An 18,663-nucleotide genomic window follows, 5' to 3' on the forward strand; every position below is an offset into this window, starting at 1 on the left:
ACGTGCACGGAAGAAACCCGGTCACGATTAAGAATCATCAGCTTTGGCTTTGCAGCCCAGGAGGAGTGTTCGATCCGGCTGCCGGAACCCTGTACGTCGCCGACACACACTTTGGGAAAGACGCGACGTTTCGGCAACATGCTGTGCCCGTCCCGGAGGGGACAACTGATGAAACTCTACAGAAGATCAAGCGCATGCTGCACATGAGTTCGGCGACAAAACTGGTCATTCTCGGCGACATGTTCCATGACCAAGCAACTCTGACCCCATCAACCGTGCACTCCTTGGAGCCGTTCTTCGATGAAATCGCACCCGTCAGTGTCTACCTGGTCCCCGGCAATCACGACTCCCAATTGAGACGACTGCCGAGCCACTGGCCGATCCAACTCGTCAAGCCCGGTACAATCTGGAACAACCTCATTGTGTCGCACTATCCTGTCGTCCCCGAAGACCCGTCAGCCATTGTGCTTGCGGGTCACATTCATCCAGCCGTTCGGATTAATTCTCGCACCGACCGTCTGAAACTTCGCTGCTTTTGGTATCGCGAAGGCACACTCGTATTACCGGCGCTCGGCAGCTTTACGGGCTCGCAGATCATCGAGCCCAAAACCACCGATCAGGTCTGGCTCGTCGCCGACCATGAAGTGATTCAGTGGGGCTAACCCAGCCAACTCCATTTCCATGGCAAGCCAACTCAGTGGAACTTAGCGAGGCCGACGTTTCAGCGATCAGCCGCTTCTGATTCGCGCTGGCCGCTGGGCCGCTGATCACTCTCGCGCAGTCCCGATCGTTCTCGACTACCTTCACGGGCACCGTCGCGGGCACGTAAACCCGTTCGTTCACCGGCGTCTTCACGCTTACCGCCTCGAGACCGTCGCTCCATCCAGCGAAAGAACTCATCAAGCGTGATGACTTCATCCTCACCAGCAGGATCCGCGAAATATTGTCGTTCGCGTGCTCGCCGCTCCGGTGTCATCTCGCCTTCACGCATGGCCAACCATTCTTCGAACGACACGCGCTTGTCGTTGTTCTTGTCGTAGGCTTGGTAGATTCGCTGGGCTTTGCGATACAATGCGTTTGCTTGAGTATCCAGACGCGGTGAATCTCGTCGCGACACTTCTCTCGCAGCATCGCCCTCAGCAGGTCGACGGATGATCGAGCCTTCTCGATCGCGAAGATTGGGCAGACTGCGTTCCCGAGATCGCAATTGGGTGCGCAGGCTAGCCACTTCACTGCGCAACTCCTTGATCATTTCGAACAATGCGCGTTCACGATCATTCTGCGGCTGAAAATCGGGCACTGGTTTTGCCTCCGATTCCCGTCGCTGATCTTGCTGAGCGGACGCGATAGGAACAGCACCCATCAAGAACACCAGTAACAGTATGCCGCTGCGTGACATTTTAAACCTCTGGTCAATTGAAACGAAGTGGAATGGGACGTTGGCCGAATTCGCTAGGATAACGAAACACGACTGACCTTGCCTGGTGGCCAGAACCCGCGAACTCCAATTTGCACCTGCACACAATCTTGCGCCGGTGTCGCGCACTGGGCCTCATGACTTCCGTCAGACGCAGCCATTCTTACACCTCCTCGAGCGCGTCGGGAATTACAATGTGTCCTTTATCTCACCACTGGCTCTTTCTCTTTGGTCTTGCGTGAACAAAATGATCACCGCCTACCGTCACCTGATTATCCTCGTTTTCCTGTGTCTCACGCTCACCGCTCAGCACAGCCAGGCTGTCGAAAACGAATCGGCTCACCTGCGACTCATTACGTACAATGTATGGTACGGATTCAGCAAAGTCCCAGATCGCAAGCCCGCGTATCTGACCTGGATGAAACAGCAGGCCCCCGACATCGTGTCACTTCAAGAGCTTAATGGTTACACCGAAGAACGATTGGCCAAGGACGCCGCGGCTTGGCAACATCCGCATTCTGCACTGCTTAAAACCAAGGGCTTTTCAACTGGCATCACCTCACGATATCCGATCGAGGAGATCCAGCGCACGCTGACCGGGTTTCATCATGGCTTGCTGCGAGTCAAAATTCGTGGGCTGTATGTGTATGTGATCCATCTTCACCCCAGCAACTGGGAAACACGCCTCGGAGAAACGGAACTGATCTTGAAGGACGTCGCTTCACTGCCTGAAGGATCGCACGTTATCTTAGCGGGTGACTTCAACACCTTCTCCAGCGACGATGCCAAGTACTATCAACATGGCAAGCTGGAGCCCTTCTTCAATCAACGCGATCAGAAGTACGGCGAGAAGAATCTGCGCAGGGGCAAACTGGACTTTAGCGTCATCGAGCATTACAAAGCGGCAGGCTTTGTGGACTTGGAAAACTCCCAACGCGGCCCGGACTTTGCATTCACTGGCAGCTTTCCAACCAAAATCGAAAAGCCCGGCGATCACGGCAGTGCTCGACGACTGGATTACGTCTTTGCCAAGCCTCCATTGGCCAAACACGTTTCGCGTGCCCAGGTCGTCGCATCGGAAACGACTTGGATCCTGTCGGATCACTTGCCGGTCATCGTTGACTTCGCGACACTGCCGGCGGAATGAGACCACCGCGCCGCATCCTCCCGTCCAAACGACGGAAGTCTTGGCAAGCTTGCCTGCTGACCGGAGGTGTTCGGTCAGCGAGCGGTGTGCAGCGCTGCCCGCTCCGCTGGAGCGAACGCACTAGCACTTCGGTTTCTACAAGAACTTAAATTGAAACACTTCTTTCAGCGCTGAAAGCCCCAGCGTTGGCAACGAAGCAATCGCCACGATCTCCAGCAGGTGCCTGGCCTGCAGCGGTGTGGTGCCAAGCACCAAGTTCCCCGGCGTGGTGTAGATCGCTAGCAGTGACAGTGCAGCGGACAGAGCAACCGCGCCAAGCAGAGCGCGATTGCCTAACGGATCCTTGCGAAACAACGTGCTCGAGGACCGTGAATCAAAGACGGTTTCAATACTCACAGCGAAGATTCCATCAAGAAAACAGCACGACACCCTAGAAAACCGCCCTGCAAAACCACCCTGAGAGCCGGGAAGTTTTTGCAACAGTTGGCGGGGCTCACTCATTCAATCGAGCACCAAGCCTGCATCTTACATCGCAGAGACAGGGGAGACATTGGCAAAGTTTGCAAACCCCCAATTCGCGCAGTGGCAAGTGCCGACAGCGGAGAAAACGGCAGATCAAGGCGTCTAGCAGATCCTAGTGTCTGGCTGCTCGGATCGAGACTCCGAGCGCAATCCACGCGTCTCAGTTCATCGATGGAAACTCCGCACTCGGGCTGACTGATGCTGAGTCTGCCTGTTCTAAAGGTTAAGCTTGATCGGATAATAAGTCGTCATGCCGGCTCGGCTGAGGCCAGCATACATTTGCCCTGGAGCGCCGCCATTGGCCATCGCTCGATTCGCACCTGCGGCATAGCCTGACTTGTTCGCTGGAACATTATCGGCGGCCTCATTCCAGGCTCGCGCTTGGATCACACATTTGTTGCCAGGAACCAACATGAAGTCAATGTACGCTGAACTTCCTGGGAACCCTGTAGTCAACCAGTACGTTGCGTTTGCGCAGCCAAACCTTGCTGCTACCTGAGCCACCTCTTCAATGTCCCGTGCGCCACTGTTCTGATTGCAGGCCACATACATGATCGTCACTGCAGCACCGTTTACGAAGTTGGCCAACGCATCCAGCTTGGTACCGTTTAGCGATCCATTGAGATGCAATCCATACAAGCCGCCGGCGGTACCGAGCACAATGGCGCGACAGCCATCGATACTCGGAAATCCAATCTCCGTGTTATCGGATCCGATCTCTCGTTCACACAAATAAATCACGTTGACTTGCCCCATGGATTGATTGCTCGATCGTGAATTCACAATGTAGCTTTCCAACGCGATGCAAGCAACCAACCGTTGCTGGGACCAAACGGCGCGCATGGCTTGCCTTGGTTCGCGGCAAACGCGTCTCGTTGAAGGCACACGATGAAGCATGGTGGTCAGCGGAGGACAGGGCGGTGCAGAACGAGAACGCGCGACGTTGATTTTTCCGCAGCTAGCGACTGCGATGATCACTAAGCGACAAACCGTCACTCGCAGGCCGCCGATCGACCTGAATGAGAATCCGCCAACAAATTCCCCTCATCTCTAGAACCGAATGCAGATCAACACTGTACCGGGATAAAATCGCAAATCAAAATGCGGCATGAATCTGATTCGCTGCCACTGCGAATCAGCTACACTGAAGTGTGATTCTGCACGGCGAAACTTGATAGAGACATTGAGATGAAATTGAAGCATTGGTTTTTCGCATCGCTATCGTTGTTGTTTACCAGTTCGCTCTCCGGGCAAGAGGCAGCAACCACGGCCCCCATCCAAGAGAGCCAACCAGCTCCAACAACCGAGTCTGCCCAAGCGATCCAGCGTTTGGTGAAGGACTACGTGACCGCGTTTAACGCCGCAAACGTGGAAGAACTTGCAAGTTTTTGGGCAATAGACGGAATCTTCGTCGATCATGCTACGGGTGATGAAGTCAAAGGACGCGAGGCACTTGCCGAGAGCTTTCGCGAAACCTTTGAGCTGCACCCTGGCTTGAAACTGGAATGCAGCACTCAAGCGATCCGCGAGACATCGCCAAGGGAAATCGTCGAAGACGGCCAGGCCATTGTGACTCGGGCCGATGGCACCGTCTCGCGAACGCTGTATCAAGTCCAGTACGTCAAAAAGGACACGGGCTGGCAAATCGTTCGCGTGACTGACAATGTGTCGCCTTCCCAGCCCGCGAGTAGCGGCCCGGCGGCAGCGGATCCGTTGAGCCAACTGGATTGGCTGCAGGGCGAGTGGCAGGACAAAGCTGGCGACTCGACCATTCGCATGAGCTGCCAACGGACTCGCGGCGGTAAATTTCTGTCGCGTAAATACACCGTCACCATTGGCGAAGACGTGCGATCATCGGGCCTTCAGTTGATCAGCTGGGATGCCGCTTCGCAACAGATTCGCAGCTACCTTTTCGACGAAGAAGGAACGGTCGTTCAAGCGACTTGGACCAAGGATGGTGATCAGTGGAGAATCGAATCGGTGGGAACATTCGGTGACGGAGGACAGGGATCTTCAACGTCGATCGTGACGCCACTGGATGAAGCAAGCTATCGCGTGGAAAAGGTCAAGCGAGTGATCGACGGCCAGATCTTACCGAACCTGGAACCCGCAATTGTCGTTCGCCAACCGGAATGACCAACGCGGCAGGATGCCCATCTCTGGCGGGCTGGCTCCGGTTGCCGCCATTGAACAATCAAACGCCCCACCTAACCCATCTCATTTGTGATGAAAACGATGTTCAGCATTCCCATCAAGGCACGCTCTGTGCTGCCGGCCTTATTGGCCATGGTGTTGTTACCCAGTGCAGAACTGTCTGCACAGCGTGGACGTGGCGGAGGCGGCGCCAGACCATCGGTCAGTCGGCCATCGGCACGACCATCGGTCAGTCGGCCATCAATGAGCCGTCCAACCTCGCGGCCATCGATGTCTCGACCGACCTCGCGGCCTTCAATGCCATCGATGTCTCGGCCATCATCGCGGCCTTCGATCAGCCGGCCTTCGATGCCCAGCACAAGGCCCTCAACGCGCCCCTCATTCCCATCAACCAGACCGTCGAATCCCAGCACGCGTCCATCGCTGCCAAACACGCGACCATCACTGCCAAACACTCGGCCTTCGCTGCCAAACACTCGGCCTTCGCTGCCAAACACTCGGCCTTCGCTGCCAAACACTCGGCCGTCGCTGCCAAACACTCGGCCTTCGCTGCCAAACACTCGGCCATCACTGCCAAACACTCGGCCATCACTGCCAAACACTCGGCCTTCGCTGCCAAACACTCGGCCAGCACTGCCAGGAAACAGGCCATCACTGGGAGATATCCAAGACTTCATCCGACCGGGTCAACCTGGCACACGGCCCAGCAATCCCGCCGGTGACTTCTTGCAGAATCGTCCGTCGACTCTACCAGCGCCCGGGACTCGACCCGGCGGCGGAGATCGACCTTCGGTCATGCCCCTGCCCGGAGAAGGCAACCGACCCGGCGGCGGAGATCGACCAGGCGGCGGAGATCGTCCTTCGATCATGCCCCTGCCCGGAGAAGGCAACCGACCCGGCGGCGGAGATCGTCCCTCCATTACACCGCTGCCCGGAGAACGTCCCGGTGGTGGAGATCGACCTGAGCGGCCCGGCACGTTACCGACTCGGCCTCAACGCCCACCGGGAGCTCGTCCGCCGGCCAACCTTCCTGTCCACCGTCCAGTGCTTCGTCCCCCAGGGTCGCGTCCACCAGGATGGCGACCACCAGGGGCGCGTCCACCGGGTTGGCGTCCGCCAGGCTGGAGACCACCTGTGCACCTTCCCGTCTATGGTCGCCATTTCTGGAATCGCTATCCATGGCGTTGGGGTTGGCACCGCTATCCTGTCAACTGGTATCGCTGGGCTTCAGTCCCTTTGATCACCTCATGGTGTTTCCGTGTGAACACGCAACCGGTGTACTATTCCTACGGAGACAACATCTACTACGAAGGTGACAATGTTTACTACGAAAACAATGTCATTGCCTCGGCGGATGAGTACGCAGCCCAAGCTCAGGAGATCGCTGCTGCGGTCCCTGATGACGTCGACACAGACGACGTGGAATGGCTGCCGCTAGGTATCTTTTCAGTCATGGAACGAGATGGTGACGCTGAAGACGCGACGCTGTTTTTACAGTTGGCTGTCAACAAAGACGGCATCATCGCTGGCACGGTGCAGAACACCACAACCGACGATGCCTTTGAAGTCGAAGGCACGGTGGACAAAGAGTCTCAACGTGCTGCTTGGGGTCCGGTTGGAAAACCGTGGCCCATCATGGAAACTGGAATCTACAACCTGAGCGAAAACGCGACCGACGTGTTGCTGCACTTCGAAGGCGGTGAAACTCAGCAGTGGAGTCTTGCTCGACTGGATGAGCCCGAAAACTCCTCCGACGAGCAGTAGCGTCTGTTCGCGTCAGTCCATGTGTCAGTCAGTCCACGCGGCGTCTCGCCGCGTGGGGATGAAATCAGCACGCCGCAGCAGGCCGCTTTGACGGATGCTATCCATTGATTAACCGCACGGTGAAGTAACCCAATAGAATCCCGCGCAGCGACCAAGCGATCGTGCGGATCCAATTGGTGTTCACTAACTTGCGATAAGCATCTTGGTCGAAGCCATTGACCAGCGTTGAATGGCAGGGCACGCTGACAAAGAACGTTGTCAGCCAAACAACCCCGATCAAAGCCAGTCCAGCCCAAGCGGCCCATCGCGGGAATCCTGCCGGCGACATGGCAATCAATCCCATCGCCGAGATCAGTTCGATCAACATGGGCAGGGCAACGATCGGCGTGATCAACCGAGTATGGTCCGTTTCATAACGCGCAAACTGATCGGCACCCACGCGATCAAACAGTTCATAGTGAACAACTTGAACCATCCAGATCAATCCCATCAGATACCACGTCGACAGCAGATTGGTTAAGAAAACGAGATTGGCGTTCATGAATCAGACGTGCTCTACGGGTGGTTGCTCTAATAGGATCGCGTGCTGACGATCGATCATCGTGAGATCAGTTCTTGTGAATGCGTTTCAAGAAGGATTCGGCATGATGAAGATGTGACTCTCGTTTTTGATCATCCATCTTCTCGGCCATGCGGCACATCATTGCCCAACGCGGGTTGCTGCCTAACTCATCGCGATGCAGCCAGATCCATCGCCAATACAAACCATCCCAGACTTCGCACCATGCTTCACGCCGATAATGACTCATCTTGCGAAGATACGACGAACCGGAGAAATAGGGCTTTGTCGTAATCGCTCCACCGTCTGCATTTTGACTCATCGCATACACGTTGGGCACCATCACCCAGTCGTAGCTGTCGACGAACATTTCCATAAACCAGCGATAGATCTCGTCCGGGTGGATTTCACATAGAAACATGAACCCACCTAACACCATCAATCGTTCGATGTGATGGCAATACCCTGTATCCAATAAACGATGGATCACGTCATCCACAGGATCGATGCCCGTGGTACCATCGTAGAAGCACTGCGGCATTGAATGATGATGTTGCCAACGATTGGTTGTTCGCATGGTGACGCCAAGATCTTCATAGGTTGCACGCATGTACTCGCGCCAGCCAATCAACTGTCGAACGAATCCTTCAACCGAATTGATGGGCACCTCGTTTTGCTGGGCAAACTTCAACGCAGCCTTCAGGACCTGATCTGGTGTTAACAGCCCAATGTTCAGAGCCGGCGTAAGCATGCTGTGCCAAAGCCATGATTCACCTTCAACGATTGCATCTTCAAATGCCCCAAACCGTTCAAAACGGTGTTCCAAAAAATGCTGGAGCCATCGTTTGGCAGCTGCATGCGATGTGGGATAATACAATGTGTCAAGATTGCCTGGATGACTGGCAAACCGTTCGTTGACGTACTGCACGGCCTCTTGATCAAAGGCATCACGCTTTAGCTTCAATCGTTCCGGAATCTCACTCAGTAGGTTCTTGGGTACTTTCTTGCGATTGTCTTCATCAAAACTCCAGCGATCTCCCCGCGGCTGATCTCCCTCCATCAAGACACTCAGACGCCGGCGCTGCCACTTGTAAAAGTCCGCCATGAACCAGCGTTTCTTGCCCTGGCGGTATTCCCTGTTTTGCTCCGTGGTGTTCAGAAATCCCGGGTTCGGCAACAGCTCAAGCCTTAGACCAAATCGATCACAGACTTTGCGAATGTGTTTCTCGACCAAGAAATCTGTGGGCTCGACTACCGCAAGCGTCTCTCCTTTCATTTCCGCCAGACTCAACACAGCCGGCAGCTGATCAATCAATCGCGGCTGATTGGGGTTGTAGTCGATGTATGTCAGATCGTGATCTTTACTCTGTAACCCTGCCGCGTACCGCTTCATGGTTGCACGGTGAAGCCATACCTTTTGCTGGTGGATTTCCATTGGACACGCTGGATCGCCAAAGAAAAACGAATCTTCAACCAGCACAATCTTGTCTGGATTTCGCTTTAGACCGGGATGTTTGGCGAACAGCTGATGGGGCAAGACCAAGAGAATCATGACGAGACATTTCCATCAACCAAAGCAACCGATCAATCGACACAACGCTAAATGATAGATCGGCGGAAAGCATCCGCAGCCGAGCGTTGGGGAATGCCTGGAAGTGACGTGCAAACCCATGGTGTTGGATTCCTGAATTGACCCACCATGAGAAGGAAACTTTTCCAACAAATCGCGAACCTGCGATAGAGTTTGACGTTCCTATTGTCAATCGCATCTTGGAGGCAACCATCCAGCGAACAGCTCGTTGTCTCTACTGAGCAGATCCTCATCCAGGGTCACGCAGCGCTCACCGACATGTCCCGAACGCGCTGCAACGGCACTCCAAGATTCGAAACCAGCTGGTAGCCAATCAGGCGACCAGCATGGGAATGCTCGGCAAGTAACTGGCTGACCACTTTGGCTTCGAGCCAAAGGTGCCGTGGGTTCGAATCCCACTCGAGCAACTTGCCTCGGCGGCGTTAGGAGCGAGTAAGCAAATGGATCCTGCGTTCACTATTCGAAATGATCGCTCAGATTTTCCACATCTGATGAACTCGTCCTTCATATCAACTCCGCTCCGAGGCTCCATTCAATCATTACCTTTCAACCATCAATCAGTGTCACCCATAGGAGGTGCATCATGATCATTAGCGGAGCGGGGCGAGAATTCATTATCAAGGACACGCACCGCGGCTTGTACTACGAAGATGGCAAGCTAACCAAGATCCTGGAAGCAGGGCACTACAAGATTCCACCGCGAAAGCGATTTTTGACGCAACTGCCCACCGTTGAGTGTTTGTTGGTCGACGTTCGCGAGCGCGAGCTAACGCTGAAGGGTCAGGAAATTCTGACGGCCGACAAGGTCGCCATTCGCGTGAGCATTTTAGTTCAGTACCGAGTGACAGACCCCAAGGCCGCCGTCCATACCGTGGACAGCTTTGAAGATCGACTATACAGCGATGTTCAACTGGCCGCTCGACGCGCACTCGCATCGATGACGCTGGAAGAAATCCTGACCAACCGGAACCGACTCAGTGAGGAGATCCTGTCCGACGTGACGGAATCTGCCGGCAGCTATGGTGTCACGATTCGACGCGCGGACGTAAAGGACTTGATCTTCCCGGGAAACCTACAGGAGATCATGAACCGCGTTCTCGCCGCCGAACGGCACAGCCAAGCACAACTCGTTGAAGCGCGAACACGAGCCGAGGTAGACAAGATTGAGGCCGAATCTCGAGCGGAAATCACACGGCGAGATGCTCAGGCAGATGCCGATGCACGACGACTGCGTGAACAAGCCGAGGCAGCAGCGACCCAGGCCAAGGCTGAGGCAGAAACGCAAGCCTATGCGCTACGCGTGAAGGCTGCCGAGGCATTGGAAGATCACCCAACACTGTTACGTTTGACAGAACTGGAAACGTTACGCGAGTTGGCTCACAACGGGAACGCTCGACTGTATTTCGGCCTCGACCGAGTCCGCCTGAACGAAACGGATTCGTAATGGAACAGCCCTTTTAACGCGGCGCCTCGCCGCGTGGGGATGAAATCAGCAAGCGGCGGCAGGCCGCTTTGACGGGCGTTTCTATGCGTGGAACGACTTGATTCCGCCGGTCTGATCGATCTTTAACGCTACGTCCAAAGCGCCGTAGTGCTCAATCGGATTGCCATAGGCATTGAGTATCGTCGTGTACAAGTTACCGATCGTTTTGTGTCCAGGCTGGTTATAGCCCGGCAAACGAATGTAACGTCGAGCAATGTCCAGCCGCGCGTTGTTTCCAGCCAGCACAACAAACGGCCACTCGCTGCCCTTGCTGTGGTGAGTTTCTCCGTTGTTCGGCAAATAGAACAACATCGTGTTGTCAAACATCGTGCCATCACCTTCAGGCACACGCTTCAACCGACTGACAATGCGATCGATCAACGTCATGTGCTGATGTCGAACCTTGTCCCGGATCCCCAGTGCTTCAACGCCACCGAATGACTTGCCGTGACCCACATCATGCAGATTCACGTTCTCACCTTCGATGCCTGGCAACCCAGTGTAGGGCGTTCCGAGTTCATCCGCGGTGAAGGCAACCACGTTGGTCATGCCCGAGATCAGTGTCGACAACAAGACCTCAACCAACCCATCCTGACGATCAACGGTGGTAAGATCTTCCGCCATGTATTTGGCATCAAGCTGTGGGATGTGCTTGCGAATCACATCGCCCATGGCATCCACACGTGCATTGCGTTGCCGAATGTCGTTCAAGGCATCAGCGTAGTTGCCAACTTTGCGTTGTTCGAAACCACTCAACTGCGCCGCCAACGAGGACTCATCATTGGAAAGAAACTTCAACACCTGACGCTCAAGCTGATACCGCGTCTTGGCATCCTGATTGGCTGAGACAGACTTGAACAGCTCCTGCACGGCGATCTTTGGCGAACCAAAGGCATAGTTGGGCTGCTGTGGCCCGCGAGCGGAAAAGCCTTTTTCAATCCCGTTGACATTGCCGCGTGAGTTGCCGCCACCACTGGGGAAGCAAGCCAGTTCAATGTGGTGAAACGGCGAGGGGCACAAGTCTGCGAGCTCGAAGTCAACCGTTGCCCAGCGAATCGTGCTCAGCCGCTCATTGGCTTTATAGGCTCCCAACGCGGAACACCAAGTGTGGTGCCCCGTCGTACACATCTTGCCTGACAAGCCTTGCAAGATCGTCATGTTCTGTTTGTGACCGGCCAGCGGACTCATCCAGCCCGGCAATTCATGCTCGTCCAGATCCGCCACAAAGGCTGACTTCTGTTTCTCCGCTGCAGCCTGTTCTGCATCAAAGGTGGGTAGTGCCAGCGAGTCTGGCAGCAGCCCATTGCCCTTGTGCATGAAAATGAAACGCATCGGCGGCTTCGACTCCGAACGCTGATCGGCTAACGATTGCGACGCCAAACTCAACGCTCCAACACCAGCCAACGACTGTGAGAGGAATTCTCGGCGAGAGGTCATGGTTTCTTCCTGAGGTAAAAGAGTTGGGTCAAATCAGCCGCTTGATTGTAAGCCGCGGCCAAAGATTCGTTATCAAAGTCGATCCAATCACTAGGCCGAACCGTTCATCGCGAATCGGCAACGGCTAGCGATTAGATCAGTTTCCAGTCTGCTGAATCAATACATCAATCGTCGTTCGAGCCTATTTTGTCTTTGCGATACATGAACGAGTCCGACGTCAACAGCGAAACGATCACCGCTCGGAAGCTGCCACCGCTCTGCAAATAAGCTTGATCGGCATCCATCAAGGTCTGCGAATCGGACAGCATCTCGTTGCGGCCCATAAAGTACCGAAACGCGTGCCTGACGAAGGACTGCCGCACGCGATCAGACTTGGCCATTCGATCAATCAAATCAAAGGCGTCTTTCACCTCGCCGTCTAAGGCCGGGTCACCGGTACCCGACAACATTCCCGAGGCATCGACGGGCGCCGCCTTCTGATTGGGGTCACTTTGTTTTCCTTTGCGTATGAGCAGATTGCTCTCCCAATCCCCGAGGCTCTCCTTTGTCCGATAGCGCCCGAAATCGTCAAAGATCTCGAAAGTCAACCCTAGCGGATTCATGTGCTGATGACACTTCCAGCACGCTTGCTGGCCGGTCACTGAATCCAACCGTTGACGCAGCGTGCGGTGTGGATCTTCAGGAATCTGTGCGTCAACCGTGATCGGTACATCGGGCACCCGTCCCGCCAAAAGCTTCTCACGAATCCAGCGTCCACGTCGCACGGGATCGGTCTCGGCGTTTTGCGAATGAGCAAGCAACCAGGCGGGATGCGTCAAGATCCCCATGCGATGTTTGATCACAAAGGGTTGCTCGACGGGGTAATCCCAAGTCTGGATATCGGGATACTCACCGCGTGAGAACACGCCATCGTAATGCAAGGGACCTGCCCCAGTGACGTGAGGCAAGTTATAGATTTCGGCATGACGATACTTTTGCCCACCATGAAAAAACCAAGGGTAAGTATTGGGAGTGATCCCTTTGCCAAACGTGTTCTCAAAGAACACCATAAACCGACTGAAGTCACGAAGATGCACGCGGCGGCGATCTTCACGAATGTTATCAATGCGAATGATCTTGAAGAGTTCTTGATGAGTTTCAAAATTGTCGAGCAGCGCTTGCTCTGTGTTCTCTTTCCAATCAGTGTCCTTCAAGCCTTCGTAAGCCCGCCGCCACTGTTCGACAAGCTTTCTACCCTCTTCGTTGCTCTTCGTATGCAACACAAAGTATTCGTTGGTCGTCAGCAAACGTGTGAAGACCTCTTTGTCCTCACGTAGAATGCGATCGACAATCAAGTCCGCCTCGCCAGTCACCGAGCCCGCCGTGCCGCTGTAACCACGTTCAAGGTTGTCATAGAATCCTCCACTGCGAGCAACATCTTTGAACAGTTTTGTGCTACTCGGGTAACCGAAGAACTCGCGAAAGAATCGATTGATCTTGGGGTGCGTGACCTGACTACCATGAATCGTAATCCCCGAAAGCGTCGGATCAGCCACCGCATAAAACGACTGCTTATCGTCCAGCAACCGGTTCACCTCGCGGCGGTAATCTTCTTTTGTTTGCAAACGTCCTTCGCGAGCGGCCTGAAACAGCTGAGCATCAGGGATGCGATCATCAATGGCGTAAGCAATCGCATACGCTGCCTCGCGCGGGGACAGTTTCCGGCGGCCAAACGCATCCGGCTTACCAGCACCGAACTCCAAGCGGTATAAAAATTCGGACTTCAGCAGCACACTGATCAGCATCTGCCGCAGGCCTTCGACATTACCACCGAGTTCAATCGCGGACTTGAGCAGTGGCAGGTATTCGTGCAGCTCTGACTCGGTGGCCTGTCGCTGCAGCACGTTGTCGAACTGAGCATGAATCGCCGCTATCATGACCTCGTCACTGGGCATCGATTCAAGACCAACAATTGCCACAAAGGCTTCCGGCGCATGAGAAGGCAACCATTTGTCTTTCGGATTCGGGAACTCCAACTTGCGTGGATCGTCTTCGTGATGCACGGCCGCCATGATCTGCTTGTCAGCGATCCACTGGGCATTGTTTAGCATCACTAGCAGGTGACCACCATCAAGCGTAGCAGTATCGTAGTAACGCACTCCAGAGTGATCGGGCAAGACGATCGGATTGGTGACACCATAGAACTTTGACTGTCGCGACCGGCCATCAAGTTTAAAGATTGCGTTGACGCGTTGGTGAAAGATTTGGGGGCTGACCAACCAACGCCGCGCAGGCGTGAATGGCTTGGTAGTGATCGAGCCATCGAACAGTTGATCGTGATCCACGTAATTTCCGTAAGCCGGTTCGCGGAGCTTCTCGTCCAACTTTGAAGCATTCCGCGATCGCAGTTCGTGGCGCAGCCACTTTGTCAGTTCTTGACGCTCAGTGTCACGAGGCTGCTCTGCGTCCTCCGGTGGCATCAACTGAAAGAACAACTGATCCTGAGATCGGTTCAGCAGGTCGATCTTGGCGGCCTGGCTAAGTGTTTGAAACTGATCAAACCGAACACCCGCTTCTGCCGATTCACCTTGATGGCAGTCCAAACAGGCTGAATCAATGATCGACCGAATCGGCCCCGGCATCGCTAGCGCAGCAGCCTCGTTGGCTGTTACGGTTACTGGTGCCAGGCAAAGACTGGTCCATAGCAGTACAGACAGGCCCAGCCACGATCGCGAACGAACATTAAAACGCAAGGGAGGCTCCCGAATAGGCGGAGGGTTGGATGGCATGAGCACAGGCAAACAATGCGATTCCAAGCTTGATCGCTGTCTGGTCGTCAGACAATCAAAACCAGTTCATTGTTTCCCTAGCCACGGCGATCGGCAAAACCAGTGATCACTGCCAATCATGACGATCAATGCAGCGACTTTCTGCCGGGAAAGGAAATCGAGTGACGGCCGTGGGGAAGGCAGGAAGGGGTTAGAATTATAGTTCATTCCCAAACGCAGGTCCACAATCCAGATTCTAACGCGGACCTGGCCACACAGCTTACCCACACGCGAGACTCGCTGTTTCATGAAGTCGCTCACCCTGGTCGTCCTGCAGAGCACTCTGGCGGCTGCCTTGGTGCTTTCTGCGAGACCCAATGCTGTTGATTTGATTGCGATTCTGCTGGTGGTGATCGGCTTCTTTTGGGGAGCCTGGGCCGTGGCGGCGGTGGGAGTTCGAAAAGTGCGCGTGATGCCCGAAGCAAACGAACGAACTCAGCTGGTCACCACGGGCCCCTTTCGATTCGTTCGGCATCCGATGTACACAGGACTAAGCATCGCCTGCGTGGGCTTTTCGTTGATGCCATTCCACCCTTGGAAAGGCATCGCATTGGCGGTCCTGATCGTCGTCTTGGTGTTGAAATCCAACCTCGAAGAAGAGCAGTTGAGCGCTCAGTTCGCAGAGTACGAGGCCTATCAGAAACGCACCAAACGGTTCATCCCGTTTGTGATTTGACAGTTAGGATCGCGCGACCAGAGCCGACCCGCTCGCCGCATCCTGACACTCGGCTAGCCGCGCTGCGACTTGGCTCTGAACCGACGCAAGGGTTGCCCCGACTGAGATTGCGAAAACTTCGCTTCATGCTTGGTCATTCGTCTGCGGGTTCGCTTCCGCCAGAGTCTGAATGAGCTCGCTTTTAATTCCCGCCGCATCAGCTTGATCACTTCGCCAGGTGAGATTCCGAATTGCTGGCGAATCGCATCGAAACTCGTTCGATCCTCCCAAGCCATCATGATGATGCGATCTATCTGAGCACAACAAAGTTGTCTCCTCTCGTCAGTCATCTCGTTTTCCTAGATCTAAAAGGAGAGCGAAAACACATCGAATCATTCCGGATTCACTTACGGATTCCGGAAATTCGCAAACCAAGTTAACCGACCCTCACCCAGAAAGACCGCGTTCCAAGCCCTGCTCAACACCGCTGTGATCCAGCCCCGCTGCCATGACCGTTCACCGTCACAAGGCCAGCACTTGGCTCTCTAGCCGGCTTGCTATAGTTGGTTACCAATTCATTTGTAGGAGACAGTGATGAAACGACGAATGATCATTCTGACGGCGATGGTGGGGCTCATCGGAGTCGGTGTCACAACCTGGGCCATGGCTGCTCGTGCGATGTATGAGTCAGCGGAATACAAAGTGCTGGAAGCTGACGGTAAAATCGAAATTCGCCAATACCCCGATTTGATGCTTGTCTCGACCCGTTCTGAAATGGATTCACAGGGACGTGACGGCAGCTTCATGCGATTGTTTCAATACATCAGCGGTGCCAACGAAGACAAGCAAAAGATTGCCATGACAACGCCTGTCTTCATGGAAGGAAAGACCAGCGACGCCGAGGTCTCAATGGGTTTTGTCTTACCGAAGGAAGTGGCCGCCAATGGCGTTCCTGATCCGCAAGGGGCTGGTGTGACCATTCGCAAACGCGAGGGCGGACGCTTCGCGGTCATTCGTTTCGCTGGCCGGCTCGACAAAAAGCTGGCCAAAGAACAGGAGGCAACGCTGCGCCAGTGGATCAAAGCGCGAGGGCTAAAGGGTGCAACCACGTCTGAAGCAGCAGGCTACGATCCACCGTTCACTCCACAACGCTTGCGTCGCAATGAAGTGTTGATTCGCCTGGACGATGCCGATCAGACCCAGACAGAATCATGAACCACCCGCGAGGAAGTGACTGGCAGGTCGAAGTCTTCTTTGACGGAGACTGTCCGCTGTGCCTTCGTGAAATCAGATTCCTTCGCTGGATGGATCGTCGCGATCACATCCGTTTCACCGACATCGCTCATCCCAGTTTTCGCCCTGCCGATTATGGCAAATCGATGACCGAGTTCATGGACGAGATCCAAGGACGTCTACCCGATGGTTCTTGGATCGTTGGTGTCGAGGTCTTCCGTCGCGTCTACGCTGCGCTACGCTTTCGGGCGATCGTTGCGATCACGCGACTGCCGGGAATCTCTCATGGCTTAGATTTCGGCTACAAGCTGTTCGCGAAAAACAGATTGAAATTAACTGGCCGATGTAAAGCAGAATCCTGTGAACTGAAGTGATCCTCCTGCGGTTGTCGCGTTGGCAATGGACGTCGTTGTCCGCTCGCGATTCACAAACCTCTTAGGAGACCACGATCAATGTTCGGTTCCGCTAACAGCAAAGTCAAATTGCAAACCAAGTACAACAAGCTCATGCAAGAAGCCTATGACCTCTCAACCGTGAATCGCAAGAAAAGCGATCAGAAGCGGGCTGAGGCTGAAGAGATCGGCCAGCAACTGGACGAACTGGAACGGCAATCCTAAACACTTCGATCATGTCTGGCGAAATCGGGTTCGTGGTCGGCCCGTCCCCGTAAATTGATGCTCAACGCGCCAAACCGTCTCGGACAAACACTGGCGCCAGAGCGGTCAAAGCAACGGCGCTGCTGAACCAGCATTCTTGGTTTCAATGATGAACCGCCTTCGCAGCGAATCGGCCACCTCCTCTCGACCTCCGATCGGAGTCTCTCAAGCCCGGGCTGTGTTGAACAGACACTACTCCCCCCAAGATCACTAGGCAAGCGAACCGCCCACGGGGCGGATGGGTACATCACTGGCCCCCGGGGACAGCCGCCATCTTGCGGTTCTTTTCTATCTTCCGACCCATTTTTCCGTTGTACTGGGACACGGCGCGTCTAGCTTGCAGGCTCAAACAGTTTTGTTGCCCCATCTAGCCTGCCAAGACGATGTCAACTCAAAGACTCCTGTCGGTTACCTGCCTGACACTTTTCTCCGTACTATGGACCAGCCACTCCGAAGCGGGGATCATGAACTGGTACAACCAGGCGAAATCGATCTCCGGCAATGTCGTGGCTGATAAGACCGGATACACCTTTAACGGTGGCAACAGCGCGATTCAATACAACTTCGGCGACCTAGACGAAGACAACAACACAACCACTGTCGGCGCCGGTGCGGCTTTTGAATTCATCTACAACGCATCCAACAATGGAGGTTCCATTGCGTTTGCCAAGTACGAAGGTTGGGCTGGCGAGGACACGATCCTAAAGCTGGAACAGTGGAGAAACACCGGAGTTTTCGGCATTACAATCCGTGGATACTCGGATCACCGATTCCCAAGCGCGTCCTCGCTCTTCGATGCCGACACGCACGTGATCTTCAATAACCGTCCGGATGGTGAGATGGAGATTTACCTTAATGGTGTCTCCGCGGGGTCGCTACACGCGGTTCGTGGATTGTGAATGGTGATCTGCCGGGCCAAACCAACTATCTCGGTGGCAGCCCAAATGAATCACTCGTCGGCGAGATTTTTGGCGTGGGAACCTACGAACGCGCCTTAACCCCAGAAGAGATCGGTGGCCTAGCGCGAGCGTTCGCTGTCCCCGAGCCAAGCTCGCTAGCAATGCTTTCCATTGGTTGCGTTGGACTGATGTTCCGCCGCCGCAAACGTGCGTAAAGCACACTCGATTGAAATTCAGTGATTGAAAGGCACGCCACAAAGCGTGCCTTTTTTAATGCGCGCCTTGGAACTCCTCAACCCGATCCCGTTCAAGTGCGGTTGAATGCTTGCAACACGCATT

20 protein-coding genes and 1 tRNA gene are annotated in these 18,663 nt (G+C 54.6%); 12 read left to right on the forward strand and 9 right to left on the reverse strand.

The window, feature by feature from the left end:
* Nucleotides 1-2: 2 nt before the first annotated feature.
* On the forward strand, nucleotides 3-662 hold the full coding sequence (gene pdeM, locus SV7mr_RS24410) for a ligase-associated DNA damage response endonuclease PdeM (RefSeq protein WP_145277603.1): 660 nt from the start codon (nucleotides 3-5) through the stop codon (nucleotides 660-662).
* 59 nt (nucleotides 663-721) lie between these two features.
* On the opposite strand, the gene SV7mr_RS24415 is transcribed toward pdeM, so the two are convergent.
* Nucleotides 722-1,399: a hypothetical protein gene (locus SV7mr_RS24415; RefSeq protein WP_145277605.1), complete on the reverse strand. Its 678-nt coding sequence runs from the start codon at nucleotides 1,397-1,399 to the stop codon at nucleotides 722-724.
* A 265-nt stretch (nucleotides 1,400-1,664) separates the two neighbouring features.
* Between SV7mr_RS24415 and SV7mr_RS24420 the strand changes: the two genes are divergently transcribed.
* Nucleotides 1,665-2,564 carry an endonuclease/exonuclease/phosphatase family protein gene (locus SV7mr_RS24420; RefSeq protein ID WP_145277607.1) on the forward strand — a complete coding sequence of 300 codons (900 nt, stop codon included), beginning with the start codon at nucleotides 1,665-1,667 and terminating at the stop codon, nucleotides 2,562-2,564.
* 135 nt (nucleotides 2,565-2,699) lie between these two features.
* Here SV7mr_RS24420 and SV7mr_RS24425 read toward each other — a convergent pair whose 3' ends face one another.
* Both SV7mr_RS24425 and SV7mr_RS24430 read right to left on the reverse strand, forming a co-directional pair.
* Nucleotides 2,700-2,960 (reverse strand): cation transporting ATPase C-terminal domain-containing protein, encoded by a 261-nt coding sequence (locus SV7mr_RS24425; RefSeq protein WP_419187883.1) that lies wholly within the window; start codon nucleotides 2,958-2,960, stop codon nucleotides 2,700-2,702.
* A 342-nt stretch (nucleotides 2,961-3,302) separates the two neighbouring features.
* Nucleotides 3,303-3,869 (reverse strand): hypothetical protein, encoded by a 567-nt coding sequence (locus SV7mr_RS24430; protein ID WP_145277611.1) that lies wholly within the window; start codon nucleotides 3,867-3,869, stop codon nucleotides 3,303-3,305.
* 405 nt (nucleotides 3,870-4,274) lie between these two features.
* Here SV7mr_RS24430 and SV7mr_RS24435 point away from each other — a divergent pair, with 405 nt between their 5' ends.
* Entirely contained in the window at nucleotides 4,275-5,222 is a 948-nt protein-coding gene (locus SV7mr_RS24435; RefSeq protein ID WP_145277613.1) for a YybH family protein, read from the forward strand.
* Nucleotides 5,223-5,293: 71 nt separating this feature from the next.
* On the opposite strand, the gene SV7mr_RS24440 is transcribed toward SV7mr_RS24435, so the two are convergent.
* Nucleotides 5,294-5,917, reverse strand: a complete 624-nt coding sequence (locus SV7mr_RS24440) for a hypothetical protein (RefSeq protein ID WP_145277615.1) — start codon at nucleotides 5,915-5,917, stop codon at nucleotides 5,294-5,296.
* 118 nt (nucleotides 5,918-6,035) lie between these two features.
* Here SV7mr_RS24440 and SV7mr_RS24445 point away from each other — a divergent pair, with 118 nt between their 5' ends.
* Complete coding sequence (locus SV7mr_RS24445) at nucleotides 6,036-7,004, forward strand: hypothetical protein (protein ID WP_145277617.1); 969 nt, start codon at nucleotides 6,036-6,038, stop codon at nucleotides 7,002-7,004.
* Nucleotides 7,005-7,101: 97 nt separating this feature from the next.
* Here the strand turns inward: SV7mr_RS24445 and SV7mr_RS24450 are convergent, their stop codons facing one another.
* Nucleotides 7,102-7,545, reverse strand: a complete 444-nt coding sequence (locus SV7mr_RS24450) for a hypothetical protein (protein ID WP_145277619.1) — start codon at nucleotides 7,543-7,545, stop codon at nucleotides 7,102-7,104.
* Between the two features lie 67 nt (nucleotides 7,546-7,612).
* Complete coding sequence (locus SV7mr_RS24455; protein ID WP_145277621.1) at nucleotides 7,613-9,115, reverse strand: cryptochrome/photolyase family protein; 1,503 nt, start codon at nucleotides 9,113-9,115, stop codon at nucleotides 7,613-7,615.
* A gap of 372 nt (nucleotides 9,116-9,487) precedes the next feature.
* Here SV7mr_RS24455 and SV7mr_RS25860 point away from each other — a divergent pair.
* Together SV7mr_RS25860 and SV7mr_RS24460 are read left to right on the forward strand one after the other, a co-directional pair.
* A tRNA-Arg gene (locus SV7mr_RS25860) sits at nucleotides 9,488-9,561 on the forward strand.
* Nucleotides 9,562-9,737: 176 nt separating this feature from the next.
* A complete protein-coding gene (locus tag SV7mr_RS24460) occupies nucleotides 9,738-10,598 on the forward strand; it encodes a slipin family protein (RefSeq protein WP_145277623.1) in 861 nt (286 codons plus the stop codon).
* A gap of 81 nt (nucleotides 10,599-10,679) precedes the next feature.
* Here the strand turns inward: SV7mr_RS24460 and SV7mr_RS24465 are convergent, their stop codons facing one another.
* Nucleotides 10,680-12,074 carry a DUF1552 domain-containing protein gene (locus SV7mr_RS24465; RefSeq protein ID WP_145277625.1) on the reverse strand — a complete coding sequence of 465 codons (1,395 nt, stop codon included), beginning with the start codon at nucleotides 12,072-12,074 and terminating at the stop codon, nucleotides 10,680-10,682.
* Between the two features lie 164 nt (nucleotides 12,075-12,238).
* The gene (locus SV7mr_RS24470) at nucleotides 12,239-14,806 is read right to left on the reverse strand and encodes a DUF1588 domain-containing protein (protein WP_419187884.1); all 2,568 of its coding nucleotides are present in this window, start codon (nucleotides 14,804-14,806) and stop codon (nucleotides 12,239-12,241) included.
* Nucleotides 14,807-15,128: 322 nt separating this feature from the next.
* Between SV7mr_RS24470 and SV7mr_RS24475 the strand changes: the two genes are divergently transcribed.
* Nucleotides 15,129-15,557, forward strand: coding sequence for a methyltransferase family protein (locus tag SV7mr_RS24475; protein WP_145277629.1), 429 nt, complete (start codon nucleotides 15,129-15,131; stop codon nucleotides 15,555-15,557).
* A gap of 53 nt (nucleotides 15,558-15,610) precedes the next feature.
* Here SV7mr_RS24475 and SV7mr_RS24480 read toward each other — a convergent pair whose 3' ends face one another.
* Nucleotides 15,611-15,886, reverse strand: coding sequence for a TIGR03643 family protein (locus SV7mr_RS24480; RefSeq protein WP_145277631.1), 276 nt, complete (start codon nucleotides 15,884-15,886; stop codon nucleotides 15,611-15,613).
* A 244-nt stretch (nucleotides 15,887-16,130) separates the two neighbouring features.
* Between SV7mr_RS24480 and SV7mr_RS24485 the strand changes: the two genes are divergently transcribed.
* The 5 genes from SV7mr_RS24485 (at nucleotide 16,131) to SV7mr_RS24505 (ending at nucleotide 18,539) form a co-directional block, all read left to right on the forward strand.
* Entirely contained in the window at nucleotides 16,131-16,751 is a 621-nt protein-coding gene (locus SV7mr_RS24485; protein ID WP_145277634.1) for an SOUL family heme-binding protein, read from the forward strand.
* Nucleotides 16,748-17,143, forward strand: coding sequence for a thiol-disulfide oxidoreductase DCC family protein (locus SV7mr_RS24490; RefSeq protein ID WP_145277636.1), 396 nt, complete (start codon nucleotides 16,748-16,750; stop codon nucleotides 17,141-17,143). The genes SV7mr_RS24485 and SV7mr_RS24490 overlap by 4 nt, the downstream gene beginning before the upstream one ends.
* A gap of 78 nt (nucleotides 17,144-17,221) precedes the next feature.
* Entirely contained in the window at nucleotides 17,222-17,386 is a 165-nt protein-coding gene (locus SV7mr_RS24495; RefSeq protein ID WP_145277638.1) for a Lacal_2735 family protein, read from the forward strand.
* A gap of 422 nt (nucleotides 17,387-17,808) precedes the next feature.
* Nucleotides 17,809-18,324, forward strand: coding sequence for a hypothetical protein (locus tag SV7mr_RS24500; protein ID WP_419187885.1), 516 nt, complete (start codon nucleotides 17,809-17,811; stop codon nucleotides 18,322-18,324).
* Entirely contained in the window at nucleotides 18,321-18,539 is a 219-nt protein-coding gene (locus SV7mr_RS24505) for a PEP-CTERM sorting domain-containing protein (RefSeq protein ID WP_419187886.1), read from the forward strand. Before SV7mr_RS24500 ends, SV7mr_RS24505 begins: the two co-directional genes overlap by 4 nt.
* Nucleotides 18,540-18,663: the final 124 nt, after the last annotated feature.

Source organism: Stieleria bergensis, from assembly GCA_007745635.1.
Lineage (GTDB): Bacteria > Planctomycetota > Planctomycetia > Pirellulales > Pirellulaceae > Stieleria > Stieleria bergensis.